The organism is Synechococcus sp. H70.1 (assembly GCF_047502705.1).
GTDB lineage: Bacteria > Cyanobacteriota > Cyanobacteriia > Thermostichales > Thermostichaceae > Thermostichus.
The window spans coordinates 1-12950 of record NZ_JANSIV010000009.1 but is presented as its reverse complement, the minus strand read 5'-3'; the positions used below and the strand labels follow the sequence as shown (position 1 = coordinate 12950).

Genomic DNA, 12950 nt, shown 5'->3' with positions numbered 1-12950 from the left:
CGTCTCAGCGCTGTCCGTTCGCGTCAGCGGGACGGAGTCCTTAGTGCGGTGCTGTCCACAAGGAGTGGGCAGAGCTAAGTAACCGTTACCATGTCTGTTCTGCCTGTGGGTTTGCGATACCGCGGGACAGGGGGACGGTGATGGTACTGTACAACGTTGCCGCTAATCGGCAACCGGGGTTGGGAACCAGCCTCGTGAGTCTTGGATGCTTCAGCTCTACTTCAGAGACCCGGTACACGGGATCTATGAAGCAACTGGGGCAGAGGAAGAGACAAAAATCTCACCGTCAAGCGGATGGGGAAACCCCACCCGCCTGCGCGGTGGGGTAGTTCATACAGACTCAGGGAGGAGCTCCGGCAGCGGCACCCCCGTTCCCCCCAGGCCACAGTAGCCGCGTGGGTTTTTGGCCAGGTACTGCTGGTGGTAGTCTTCGGCGTAGTAGAACTCTGGAGCCTCCAAGATCTCAGTGGTGATCCGACCGTAGCCGTGGGCGCTCAAAGCCTGCTGGTAGAGATCGCGGGTTTTTTCCGCCAGCTCCCGTTGGGCTTGGGAGTAGACGTAGATGCCGGAGCGATACTGGGTGCCCACATCATTGCCCTGGCGCATCCCTTGGGTGGGATCGTGGTTTTCCCAAAACACCTTTAAAAGCTGCAGGTAGCTAATCTGGCTGGGATCGTAAACCACCCGCACCACCTCATTGTGGCCAGTCAAGCCGGTGCAAACTTCCTCATAGGTGGGGTTGGGGGTATACCCGCCCGCATAGCCCACGGCAGTGGTAAACACTCCGGGCAACTGCCAAAACTTGCGCTCGGCTCCCCAAAAGCAGCCCATGCCGAACATGGCCAGCTCCATGCCCTCGGGAAAGGGAGGCTTTAGGGGCGTGCCCTTGACGTAGTGCCGGTTAACGATTGCCATTGGCTCGGAGCGGCCCGGCAAAGCCTCTTCCGGCGTGGGCAGGGTCAGTTTCTTGCTCAGTTTGCCAAAACCAAAGAGCGCCATGGCGGTAGCCCGATACATTCGTTAACACCTACCAGCCTAGCGCAGGTAGCCGCTCTTGTCTCAGGGAAGGATTGGCAAGGAGCGGCTTGGGGATTTTAGACTGCCAGCTCTACAACCACAGGGGCATGGTCGCTGGGCTTCGGTAACCGCCGCGGCTCAAGGTCAATCCAGCAGGCAATAGCCTTGTCCTGAAGCAGAGGGGAAAGGTAAAGGTGATCAATGCGCCAGCCGCGATTCTTCTGAAACCCTCCGGCCCGGTAGTCCCACCAGCTAAAATGGCCGGGATCCGGGTTAAACTTGCGGAAGGCATCCTCAAACCCCAAAGCCAGGATCTCCCGCAGGGCCTGCCGCTCCGGCTCCGAGGCCATGATTTCTCCGGCTTTGCTGGGATCGTAGATATCCCGATCTTCCGGGGCAATGTTGAAGTCACCACAGAGAAGAATCGGCTGCCCTTGGTCGAGGGCCAGCTGGAGGTACTCTTTCAGGCAGGCCAGCCAGCGCAACTTGTAGGCGTACTTGTCAGATCCCACCGCCTCGCCATTGGGCACATAGAGGTTGAGGATGCGGATGCCGCGGTAGAGGCCGCCGATAAGCCGCTTTTGCTCGTCCAGCTCTGCTGCTGTCGGCAGCAGGGCCCCAAAGCCGCGCTCTACTTTTTCCGGCACCTCCCGGCTGATGAGGGCAACGCCGTTGTAGGCTTTCTGCCCGTACACCTCCACATGAAAGCCCCGCTCTTCGAAGGCGGCCCGGGGAAAGTCTTCATCCACCACCTTGGTCTCTTGCAGGCAGAGCACATCCAGGGATCCCTGCTTGTCCAACCAAGCCAAAACCTGAGACAGGCGGGTGCGGATGGAGTTGACATTCCAGGTGGCTACTTGCATCCCAGAAGGTTCTCTTAGACCACAAGTTGAGCTAGGCCCAAGGGGCGGATCCCTTGCGGCGAAACCTCGACCCGGTAGGGCAGCACCTCAACCCCCGTTTGCAGGGCCTGGTAAAACAGACGGGCATAGCGGGGATCCCGTTCTGCCCCGGGGGCAAACTCGGTGCAATCGGCGCGGTTAATCCAATACAGCAGCAGAGCCCGCTGCCCTTGCCGGCGGATCTGGATCAAATCTTCCAGGTGTTTTTGGCCGCGAGTTGTCACTGTATCCGGGAAGAGGGCGCGGGATCCCACCGCCCAGGTGGTGTTTTTAACCTCTAGGTAGGCCAAGCCAGAGTCTCCCCTGAGCAAGAAGTCGATTTTGCTTCTGCCGCAGGTGACTTCCCGTTGCCAATGGGAAAATCCCGCCAATTGGGGAAACCAGCCGCGTTCCAGCCCCCATTCCACCAGGCGATTGGGGAGGCCAGTGTTGATCCCTACCCACACCTCCCCTACTTGGATCATCTCCCAGGTGTAGGCCAGCTTGCGCTGGGGATGGGGGTGGTAGGAGAGGTACACAGCTGCCCCCACCTGGCAGACTCCCGTCATCGGGCCAGTGTTGGGGCAGTGAGCGGTTACCTGTTGCCCGTCCTCTAGTTCCACCTCCGCAAAGAAGCGTTTGTAGCGGCTGCGCAACACCCCTTTGTGGAGGGGAGTGGGGAAGCGATAAGAGAGCAGACCTCCCCGCCCAGGCTCGGCTAAGTATTTTTCTTTAGGATTTTGGAAGTCTTCCAGGGGGAGGTGATCTTCTACGCTAGGGTAATGGCGTAAGCTAGGGCCCTGCTGTGCCAATGCCTTGCCCTCCTGACCCTTGGCAATATTCTACTTTCTCTACCCCTTTGCCAAAACTTGGAGAAGAAAACTCGAATGTTGCGTCTTGATCCTGAGCCTGGCTTTCAACTTCCGGAGCCTTTCCAGGACAACCGCGGGCGCGTAGCCATCTTCATTGACGGGGCCAACCTCTTCTATGCTGCCCTGCAGATGGGCATTGAGATTGACTACACCCGCCTCCTGAAGACGCTCACCGGTCGTTCTCCCCTTTTGCGCTCCTTCTTCTACACCGGCGTTGATCGCAACAACGAAAAGCAGCAGGGGTTTTTGCTCTGGATGCGCCGCAATGGCTACCGGGTGGTTACCAAAGAGCTAACCCAGCTCCCGGATGGATCCAAGCGGGCCAACCTAGATGTGGAGATTGCCGTGGACATGTTGTCGCTGGTGCGCTGGTATGAGACAGCGGTGCTGGTGAGCGGCGACGGCGACTTGGCCTATGCCGTCAATGCCGTTAGCTATCAGGGAGCACGGGTGGAGGTGGTTAGCCTGCGCTCCATGACCAGTGATCAACTCATCAACTTGGCGGATCGCTACATCGACCTAGAATCCATCAAGGACTACATTAAGAAGACCAACCGACCTTCCTACCTCTACCGAGGAGGGCTCAGCAACGACGAAGAGGACGAGGGGTAGTTTGCCGCCAGCCCCCTGGCCCGGGGGAAAGCGTTACGGCGATGGCCAAGAAAAGGGGATTCAAGTCCCGTCCCTCCGGCGGCGCTGTTGGCTTGCGTGGGCTGGAGCAAGCCGGTAGGGGGGGAGGAGGTCAAGAACTGGCCGGGATCCCTTGCAACAGGTAAACGGGGTTGAGGGGGGCAAAACGAGTGCCCTCCGCCAGGGCTGTTGAGCGGGAGATCTGGACATGCTCCAGCCGCACCTGCCAGCCCCGTGAGCGCAGCCACTGTAGAGCTTCGCTGCAGGTTTCCAGGGTGGCGAAGTTGGCCACCAGGATTCCCTCAGGCCGCAAGCGGGCCGCCACTACGGGCAGGAGCTGGGGGATCCCTTTGCCACCTCCCCCCAGCAACACCCGATCCGGATCCGGCAGGTCAGCCAGCGCCTGGGGCGCTGCCCCCGGGATCACGTGCAGGTTCTCCAGGCCGAAGCGTTGGCGGTTGCGCTGGATAAGACAAATGCCCGTGGCATTGCGCTCAATGGCATAGACCTGGAGCTGGGGCGAGAGGCGGGCAATCTCTACAGCCACCGAGCCGGTGCCGGCCCCAATGTCCCAAACTACTCCCTGCCGCGGCAGCTGCAGCGCCCCCAGGGTGAGGAGGCGGATGGGCTGTTTGGTGATTAGGCCGGGCTGGTCGGGAAAGGTGTGGAACTGATCGTCGGGGATCCCGACTAGGGGCCAGCGACGGGGATCCGGTTCCGACTCAACGCGCTGCAACACTACCAGGTTGGGGCTGGGGAAGGTGGAGGCTTTCCCTGCAAGGAGGGGCACAATCTGCTCCTGGGGGGATCCCAGTTGGCTGCATACCCAGGCCTGGTAGCGCACTGGCAGCTGCAGGTCGGCAATGAACTGGGCTAGGCCGGCTGGCGTGTGCTCGGGATCGGTAAGCACCACAATCACAGGGGATCCCTGTTTGAGAACGGGTTCCAACAGCTCCATTCCCCGTCCGTGCAGGCTGAGGATGGTGGCCTCCTGCCAGGGGATCTGCAGGCGGTTGAGGGCCAACTGCACTGAGCTCACCTGCGGGTAGAACGCCAACTGCTCCCGTGGGAAATACTGGGTCAGCAGGCGCCCAATTCCAAAAAACAGGGGATCCCCGCTGGCCAACAAAACCAGCGATCCCTGCGCTAGTTCCTTCTGCAGAAGCGGGATCCAACTTTCCACCGGTCCAGTAAGCCAGACCTTGCGAGCGGGATGGTCGGCAAAGAGCTGCAGCAGGCTAGGGGGCCCGGCCAGGGTTTGGGCTTGGGAGAGAGGCCGGATCCCCCAGGAAGCCACGGAGCCGTCCCCCGCTACGCCTACCACTGCCAGCTGAGGTGGCCGGTCAGCCATTGGGCGTTCGATAGGTGGATTGGGGGAGTGCAGACGTAGCTCCAATTCTAGTGGGTTGAGGAGGGGAGGCGGCGGGCGGCTAGCAGTAGAGCATTGACAATGGCGGCAGCCACCGGGGATCCACCCTTGCGGCCCTCCACCCGAATCTGGGGGACATCCGTTTGGGCCAAGGCTTGCTTTGCCTCCTCCACGGCCACAAAGCCTACCGGCACCCCAATCACGAGGCTGGGCCGGAGCCGCTGCGCGCGAATCTCCTCCACCAGCGCCAACAAGGCGGTGGGGGCATTGCCAACAACAAAGATGGCCTCCGGGTAGCGGCGGGCCACCTTAATCATCCCCTGAGCAGCGCGGGTTTGCCCCACTGCAAGGGGCTCCTCCACCCAGTCTAAGGCGCAGTGGAGCGGGATCCCCTGGGCCTCAAGGCCCGCTTGGATCCCGGCGGCCACCATCCTGACATCCACCACCACCGGCTGTTTTTGCCGCAGGGCCGCCAGCCCCGCCTCAACTGCCGTGGGGCTGAACACAAAGCGATCCCGCAGCTCGAAGTCAGCGGTGGCGTGGATGGCGCGGCGCACAATCTCATAGGGGATCCCCTGCCAGGGGTGGGGACCGATCTCTTGGTCGATCTGGCGAAAGCTGGCCGCCGTAATGGGGTCTATCCAGCCTGTCTCCTCGCTCATCTCAAGGCACCCCGACGCAGTCGCTATGATGGGTCTATCCACTCTAGCAGTGGGGCTTTTGTTGTTAACTTGCTCCTCCCCTAGACTTGAAATGCCCTCTCCCCCCCAAGCAGCTGACACCAGGGATCCCCTCTCGGGCTTGCCTCGCTATGGCCATTCCCAAACTTGGGTCTGGCGGGGCTGGCCCATTCACTTCACCTACACTCCTAGTCGCGCTCACACCCCCACTGGCCAGGTAAACTTGGTGGCGGCGCCGGCCCTTCTAATCCATGGCTTTGGAGCTTCGGTAGGCCACTGGCGCCACAATATCATCCCCCTGGGAGCGCAGCGCTCTGTCTACGCCCTCGACTTGCTGGGATTTGGGAAAAGCGCCAAGCCGGAGATCGCCTACAGCGTTGACCTGTGGGTGGAGCAGGTGTACGAGTTTTGGCACGTCCACATCCAGCAGCCCCTGATCCTGGTTGGCCACTCCCTGGGCGGGCTGGTGGGGGTGATTGCCGCTAGCCGCTATCCCCAGATGGTGAAGGGCCTGTGCCTGATTAGCTGCGCCGATGGGCCCCACCCCGAAGAGTTGCCCCCTCCCTGGGATGTCCTGGTGCGAGCCCTCTGCGAAGGGATCCTTGCCTTGCTGGGGTGCCCGCTCACCTATCCCCACCTCTTTCATTGGCTGCGGCAAACTGAGGTACTGCGGGCCTGGATCAAAAACGTCTACAAGCGGGATGAGCAGGTGGACGACGAGCTGGTGCAGATCTTCCAAGCGCCAGCTTTTGACCTGGGGGCAGCCCATGTGTTCTTGGACAGCCTCAGGGCCATCCTCTGCCGCCGCTTCGACAGCCCCAGGCGCCTACTGCCCGCCCTCAAAATGCCCATTCTCCTCCTCTGGGGTCAAGAGGATCCGGCGGTGCCCAGTTTTTTGGCGGATCAGTTCAAGCGCTGGCAGCCGGCTCTTACTTTGGTGAAGCTGCCAGGGGTAGGCCACTGTGCCCACGACGAGCTGCCCCACTGGGTCAATGCCCTCCTCAGTGAGTGGGCGGCCAGCCTGGAGACCCCTACTAGCCTGCCCCGCCGTCTGTCCAGGGATCCCTTCTTGGCCTAGCTAGCCGATTGGGCCAGGAGCACCGGGAGTATGCCAGGATAAAAAGTGCCGCTTTGCGGCCTAGGGGAGGCCGCTTTCTTTTCCCGGAGCAGCAAGATGGCAGTTTACGAAGGGAATTTTGTTCAGACAGGCGATCTGCGTCTAGCCATTGTTATTAGCCGGTTTAACGATTTAATTGTGGGCAAGTTGTTGGAGGGGTGTCAGGATGCCCTGAAGCGGCATGGCCTAGATGTCAGCCCCGAGAGCCGCCAGGTGGACTACTACTGGGTGCCTGGCAGCTTTGAGGTGCCGCTGGTAGCCCACCAACTGGCCCAGTCCCGCCGCTACGATGCCATTATTTGCCTGGGGGCGGTGATCCGGGGGCAGACCCCCCACTTTGACTATGTGGCGGCAGAGGTGTCCAAGGGGATCGCGGCAGCAGGCTTCCGTACTGGGGTGCCGGTCATTTTCGGTATCCTCACGGCCGACACCCTGCAGCAGGCGCTAGAGCGGGCTGGGATCAAAAACAACAAGGGCTGGGAGTACGCCATGAGTGCCCTAGAGATGGCTACCCTTATGCGGCAGGTGGCTCCCCTTCTCCAAGAGAGCAGAAACGGCGCCAGCTCTCGCCCTCCCTTGCCTGGGCCAGCAGAAGCTCTGCAGACGGGAGCCGGCTGGGAGAGTGCTGCCTACTAACGGCGGGTAAGCCGCGTCAGCACCTCGTTGGAGCGCTGCACAAAGGCCCGCGCCGCTGCTGGGTCGAAGCTCTTCTGGGTAATCAGCGCTAGGTCATAGATGTGGTTGCAGATAAGGTTGACCAGCTCTGGATCCCGCCCCTCCTCGGCCAAAGCTTGCAGGTTTTGGATCAGGGGGTGGGCGGTGTTGAGAACTAGGGTGTGTTCTTCCAAAAACTCCATTGGCTTCTGTTGCAAGATAGCGTTCAGCTCTTGCAGCCGCCGCAGGGTTTCCGGCAGTAGGATCATGGCCGGAACCGACTCTGACTTAAGGGCCTCGGCCCTGATTTGCAGCTTTTCTTTCCCCAGCGCCTGACGGAAAAGATCCATCAGCTTTTCGCTGCGGGTTTTCTGAGTTGTGGGGTCAACAATCTCAGCAGCCTTGTCTTTATTGATCAGGGCTTCATCCAACTCCGAGTCCACCCGCTTAAATTGGATCCCTTCTTCCCGATACTCCCGCTCCAGGAAGCTGCTGAAATGGCTGTCGATCCAGCTATCTAGCATGATGACTTCTAGGCCCTGGGAGCGGTGCAGGTCGATGTAGGCACTCTGGGCTGCCTCGTCGGTGGCGTAGTAAACCCGCTTGTTCTGTTTCTCCCGCGTGCGCTCCAGGTATTCTTTGAGAGTCACGTACTCCGGTTTATCAGCAGGGGATCCGGCCACTCGGAAGATGAGAATGTCTTTGATCTGGGCAAAGAACTTGTCATTGTTCATGGCCCCAAATTTCATAAAGAGGCTGATATCTGGCCAGACCCTGACGTACTTTTCGTAGTCTTCTCTGTAGAGCTCGTTGAGGCGATCTGCCACCTTTTTGGCGATGTGATCCCCAATGCGCCTAACGGTGCGGTCGTTTTGTAAGAAACTACGGGAGACGTTGAGGGGGATATCGGGGCTGTCGATGGCGCCGCGCAAGGGCAGGAGAAACTTAGGGATAACCTCCTCACAGTTATCCTGGACAAAAACTTGGTTGCAGAAAAGTTTAACTTGACCCTTAGTGGGATCAATATCCGGGCGCAACTTGGGGAAGTAAAGGATCCCTTGCACAATGAAAGGATAATCTGTGTTGATGTGGACCCAGAAGTGAGGATCCTCCTGGAAAGGATACAGATAGCGGTAAAACTCTAGGTAGTCTTCGTCTTTAAGTTCTGAAGGAGGAATTTTCCAGAGAGGCTTTTGCCGGTTGATAACCTCTCCGTTGAGCTTGATGGGAACAGGAATAAAGTCGCAGTACTTGCGCACCAGTTCGCGGATGCGGCCTGGGTCCAAATATTCCTCACTATCGGGGGTTAGGTAGAGGGTAACAGTGGTGCCGATGGCAGAGCGTTGGGAAGATGAGAGGGTAAAATTGGGGCTGCCGTCACAGGACCATTTCACAGGGGTGCTGCCAGGCCGGTAGGAAAGGGTGTCGATCTCCACCCGCTGCGCCACCATAAAGGAAGAATAAAAACCCAGCCCAAAGTGACCAATGATGACCTGGTCCGCCCCCTTGTCCTTGTACTTTTGAATAAACTCTTCAGCGCTGGAGAAGGCCACTTGGTTGATGTATTTTTTCACCTCTTCGGCGGTCATGCCGATGCCAGTGTCGCTTACGGAGAGGGTCTTGGCCTCTTTGTGGAGCGAGATGACAATCTCTGGCTCTGGGGGATCCGTCACTTCGCCAGCCAGCTTGGCCATTTTCAGCTTGGCAATGGCATCAGCAGCGTTGGAGATCAGCTCCCGCAAAAAGATCTCGCGATCCGAATAGAGAAACTGCTTGATGATGGGAAAAATGTTCTCCGTGTGGACCGTGATAGCTCCCTGTTCCAGGACGGTCATAGGCAGGTTGCCACTTGAACCAACTTAGAACCAGCTTAGTTCCAATCTACCAAGAAAACTAAGCCTTAAGCCTCACCCTCCTGGTATACGCGGTTTGCCTTCCTAGGGCCTAGTAGGACAGCTTTGGACGCTGCTGTTTTAAACCCAGCACGCTAGCAACTGTTTTTGTGTCCCTAGCGCCAGGAGGAAAACTGGGATCCCCCTCGACAATTGGCACCCAGATCAACTGGCCCTAGAGCTGAGCTCCTCTATGCTGGCTCTGGCCCTGGTTTATCTCGAGGGCAAGCTGCTCTGCCCAATCTTGACCCAGACGAATGGTGATGTCGGAGTTGAGAACTCCCGTGGACTCCACCCGCAGCTCTCCTAGCCCAATGGCAGCGCGAACCTGCATAGCTCCCTCCCGATCCCCACTTTGGGCGAGGATCTCCGTGTGCGGCAACACCTGGGGGCTGTCTTCGACGGCAAAAGCTTGGGTGTAGCCCTGTCTAATCAGTTCTTGCACCATGCGGCGGGCCATCCCCGGCTTGCCGGTAGCGTTTTGCACAGCTATGCGCAGGTGTTGCGGCGGGATGGGGGCCACTTCTGCCTCCAGGCCAAAATGGGTGGCGGCCACACGGCGGATCCCGGCTAGATCCGGCAGCCAGTAGCTGGTGGCAAATTCTCCTGGTTGGCTGAAGCGGCCCGGCAACAGCAGGAGATCAATGCGATCCCCGCCGTAGGTGAGAAGGAACTTGGCCAAGCTCAAGACTTCTTCCCAAGTAAGGTTGGTATCCAGGTGGGTACGGACAACCTGCAAAACCTGCGGGATGCGCGGCCAGACGGCAGGGGAAAGCAGTTCCCGGCTGAGGGCCCGCAGCAGCTCCTGTTGCCGTTGCACCCGGCCGATATCTCCCAACCCCAGGTGGTCGCGGCGAAAGCGGGCAAAGTGTTGGGCCTGTTTCCCGTTGAGGCGGTGCCAGCCGGGTTCTAGGTTAATAAACAACTGCTGCGTGCGATCCACGTACTGCATGGGCTCCGGTACGTAGACCTCCACGCCACCCACTGCGTCGATTATGGCTTCCAGGGCCTCAGTATTGAGGCGGACGTAGCGGTCAATCGGGATCCCGCCCAGCAACTGGCTCACCACCTGAGCGGTTAGGGCAGGGCCTCCCACCAGGTTGGCGGCGTTGATCTTGGCCACGCCGAAGCCGGGCAAGCGCACGCGGGTGTCGCGAGGGATCGACAACACGGTAATCCGCCGCTCCTGGGGATCAAAGCGAGCAAGAAGGATGGTGTCGGAGCGGCTGTTAAAGCGTGCCACCCCCGATCCCGAGAGGGTGGGATCTGGCTTGTCGGTGCCAAGGATGAGAATGTGCAGGGACTGATCCAGGGCAGCAGCCCGCAGGGCATCCGGTCGGAAGACTGCCTGGTCCTCAGCACTTAGAGAAGGGGGGAGAACCGGACGGGGCAGCATGGCCGCCAGGAAAGCCCCTGCACAGCCGGACACCACAGCCGTAACGACCAGCAACGGCCAGAGGATCCCTTGGCGAGTAGCCTGTTGAGGAGCGGTGCGGATACGGTCGGGGCGGGGTGGGTAGTGAAAGGAATACATCAAGTCAACCCTGGCCTTGCGAGCACGTCCAGGAAGAGAGCTACTGTCTAGGTGGTGTTCCAACCACGCCAGCCCAAGGCCATGTTACCCTATTTGCAACCTCCAGAACTGTCTGGGCCTCTGGAGCTTGGGAGGGTAAGACTGCGGCAACCGCTGCTGGAGCTAGAAAAGCCAGCGATCTACCTGTGGCTAGAGGAGGTGCCCCCCTTGGAGGCGTTGCTCTCTCAGCTTGACTTGCTTTCCCTCGAGGAACGGCAGCGGGCAGAGCAACTGCACCTGTTGGAGGATCGGCGCCGTTTCCTGGCTGGTCGTCTGTTGCTGCGAACCTTGCTCAGCCGCTACACTGGCATTCCGCCCCAGGACATCTCCCTTGACCGCACGGCTAGCGGTAAGCCCTATTGGCGGGATCCACCCCTACCGCTGCAGTTCAACCTCAGCCACTCCCAGCAGGGGATCCTGGTGGGCTTGACGCTGCAGCGTCGAATTGGTGTGGACTTGGAGCAGATCCGACCCGTGCCTTATTGGCAACGCATTGCCCAGCGCTATTTTTCCGCCGCTGAGCAAGCCCACCTCCTTGCCTGCCCACCGCCAGAGCGGGACGCAGTTTTTTTGCAGATGTGGACCCAAAAAGAGGCTCTCCTGAAAGCCATGGGCGTGGGTCTGGCTGGTGCCAGAAGGCTGGCCAGGGATCCCGATCCCGCCTGGCTAGTCTTGCCTCTCCGGGTTGCCGAGGGCTACGTTGCGGCTGTAGCCATGGAACAAGGCAAGGAAAGCGCTGCAGCGGCACCCCCCACTCTGTGGCTTAGTCAAGGGCTGCAGGGCGCAAGCCAGGAGCTGGTGGCAGTCCAGCCCGCTGCCAGGGCAGGTCTCCCGTCTTTCTCTTGAGCTGCTATCTTGGGGTTTCCAGGGTGTTGGTTAGTAGGGGTTATGCTGCGTGGGCTGCGCTATCTCCTAATCCTGAGCTGCTGTCTGTGGATGTTGAGTGGCGGCCTCCTTTGGCCGGCCTGGGGGCGGGATCTGTCACGGCAAACGCCGCAGGACAAAACGGTTGAGCTGGGCACGGCCGACAACCAGTTGGTGTTTGTGCCTAAGGAGCTTTTTTTTCGCAACGGCAACCTCTACCGGTTGCGTTTGAGCAATCCCAGCCAATTGAAGCACTACTTCAGCGCCAAAGACTTTGCGGATGCTGTTTGGACGCGCAAATTGGAGGTGGCTGGGGTAGAAATTAAAGGGCAGATCCGAGAAATTGAGCTCAAGCCAGGCGCGGCAGTGGAGTGGCAGTTTATCCCCCTCAAATCTGGGGTTTACTCCCTGGTTTGTACGATCCCTGGCCACGCTGAAGCAGGCATGATTGGCCAGATTACCATTGGTGACTAGGCGGTTCCCGGGGCTGGCCGGTTAAAGAAGAGGCTGCCAGGCAAATTGACGAACAATCCCTTACCACCTATGGCGCAACGCTGGACGGGACAACCGCAGGCGCCGTCTGCTCGCAAAGCCCGGCCCTCCCTTTCTGAGCAACTCCTTGGCCACCTGCTGGCGCTGCTCTCCCTCACTGCTGTCCACGGGATCCGCTACTACAACGAGCCACAACTGACCGTCGGCAGTCGCTCGCCGCAGACATTTATCGCCCCTGCGGCGGCAAAGATTGAGGATGTGGAGGCCACCCAGGCGCGGCAGGCCGAGGCGCGACGGCGGGTGGTACAGGCCCTCAAGATTAACCCTGCTGCCAACGAGAGCATGCGGCAAAACCTAGAGGCCCTCCTGGCTGCAGTGGAAGCCATTCGGCAAGAGGCTGGCCCCTTGCCCTACGTTTCCGTTCAGTTGCTCTCCCTGCCTACCCAGATCTATCTGCGCCAGCTGCCATCGGAAGAATGGGAGGCCCTGCAGGCGGCAGTGCGGCAAACGGCCATCCGCACTCCCTCGACTGCTCCGCCTTTGCCGGCAAAACCCTCCGAGCGGCCAGAGCAGCTTCCCCCCGATCAGCGGGCCCGGCAAGAGCTCATTGAAGTTTGGCAGCGAGCCTGGCTGGACAGGCCGGCTCCAGAGGTGATGGATCCCTACACCCAACTGATTGCTCAGGTGGAGGCGGCCCAGCAGCGCTATCGGGCAGCCCTGCCGGCTCTGGAACAGCTCACCCCCCCTCTTCCTGCCCCAGTTCTCAACTTAACAGAGGCTGAGTGGCAGCAGCTCCAGAGTCTGAGTCGGCGGGTTTTGGAGCGGGTGCAGAAGCTCGGCATTGTGGATGGGCTACCGCGCGAAGTGCGGGCTGAAGGGATCCAAGCCCAACTGGATGAGCTGACCTTT

12 protein-coding genes and 1 pseudogene are annotated in these 12950 nt (G+C 59.9%); 6 read left to right on the top strand and 7 right to left on the bottom strand.

Annotated elements, in window-relative coordinates:
• Nucleotides 1-330: 330 nt before the first annotated feature.
• The 3 genes from msrA to sfsA all read right to left on the bottom strand — a co-directional run bounded on the left by msrA (nt 331) and on the right by sfsA (nt 2596).
• Entirely contained in the window at nt 331-999 is a 669-nt protein-coding gene (gene msrA, locus NW827_RS00350; protein ID WP_414403364.1) for a peptide-methionine (S)-S-oxide reductase MsrA, read from the bottom strand.
• Between the two features lie 95 nt (nt 1000-1094).
• Nucleotides 1095-1880, bottom strand: a complete 786-nt coding sequence (gene xth / locus NW827_RS00345; RefSeq protein WP_414359508.1) for an exodeoxyribonuclease III — start codon at nt 1878-1880, stop codon at nt 1095-1097.
• 14 nt (nt 1881-1894) lie between these two features.
• A complete protein-coding gene (sfsA, locus tag NW827_RS00340) occupies nt 1895-2596 on the bottom strand; it encodes a DNA/RNA nuclease SfsA (protein ID WP_414360039.1) in 702 nt (233 codons plus the stop codon).
• Between the two features lie 189 nt (nt 2597-2785).
• Here sfsA and NW827_RS00335 point away from each other — a divergent pair, with 189 nt between their 5' ends.
• Nucleotides 2786-3382 carry an NYN domain-containing protein gene (locus NW827_RS00335; RefSeq protein WP_414359506.1) on the top strand — a complete coding sequence of 199 codons (597 nt, stop codon included), beginning with the start codon at nt 2786-2788 and terminating at the stop codon, nt 3380-3382.
• A 130-nt stretch (nt 3383-3512) separates the two neighbouring features.
• Here the strand turns inward: NW827_RS00335 and cbiE are convergent, their stop codons facing one another.
• Entirely contained in the window at nt 3513-4751 is a 1239-nt protein-coding gene (cbiE, locus tag NW827_RS00330) for a precorrin-6y C5,15-methyltransferase (decarboxylating) subunit CbiE (RefSeq protein WP_414503199.1), read from the bottom strand.
• 47 nt (nt 4752-4798) lie between these two features.
• Complete coding sequence (locus tag NW827_RS00325) at nt 4799-5431, bottom strand: cobalt-precorrin-8X methylmutase (RefSeq protein ID WP_414403160.1); 633 nt, start codon at nt 5429-5431, stop codon at nt 4799-4801.
• Nucleotides 5432-5522: 91 nt separating this feature from the next.
• Here NW827_RS00325 and NW827_RS00320 point away from each other — a divergent pair, with 91 nt between their 5' ends.
• Both NW827_RS00320 and ribH read left to right on the top strand, forming a co-directional pair.
• Nucleotides 5523-6527, top strand: a complete 1005-nt coding sequence (locus NW827_RS00320) for an alpha/beta fold hydrolase (RefSeq protein WP_414359501.1) — start codon at nt 5523-5525, stop codon at nt 6525-6527.
• 96 nt (nt 6528-6623) lie between these two features.
• A complete protein-coding gene (gene ribH, locus NW827_RS00315) occupies nt 6624-7202 on the top strand; it encodes a 6,7-dimethyl-8-ribityllumazine synthase (RefSeq protein WP_414403161.1) in 579 nt (192 codons plus the stop codon).
• On the opposite strand, the gene htpG is transcribed toward ribH, so the two are convergent.
• Together htpG and NW827_RS00305 are read right to left on the bottom strand one after the other, a co-directional pair.
• Nucleotides 7199-9055: a molecular chaperone HtpG gene (gene htpG, locus NW827_RS00310; protein WP_414403162.1), complete on the bottom strand. Its 1857-nt coding sequence runs from the start codon at nt 9053-9055 to the stop codon at nt 7199-7201. The two genes, ribH and htpG, sit on opposite strands and share 4 nt — an antisense overlap.
• 232 nt (nt 9056-9287) lie before the next feature.
• Complete coding sequence (locus NW827_RS00305) at nt 9288-10646, bottom strand: LCP family protein (RefSeq protein WP_414503198.1); 1359 nt, start codon at nt 10644-10646, stop codon at nt 9288-9290.
• 51 nt (nt 10647-10697) lie between these two features.
• Between NW827_RS00305 and NW827_RS00300 the strand changes: the two genes are divergently transcribed.
• The 3 genes and pseudogenes from NW827_RS00300 to NW827_RS00290 form a co-directional block, all read left to right on the top strand.
• Entirely contained in the window at nt 10698-11531 is an 834-nt protein-coding gene (locus NW827_RS00300) for a 4'-phosphopantetheinyl transferase family protein (protein WP_414403164.1), read from the top strand.
• A gap of 42 nt (nt 11532-11573) precedes the next feature.
• Entirely contained in the window at nt 11574-12023 is a 450-nt protein-coding gene (locus tag NW827_RS00295) for a plastocyanin/azurin family copper-binding protein (protein ID WP_414359493.1), read from the top strand.
• A gap of 69 nt (nt 12024-12092) precedes the next feature.
• Nucleotides 12093-12950 (top strand): annotated as a pseudogene (locus NW827_RS00290) (hypothetical protein); the annotation flags it as partial.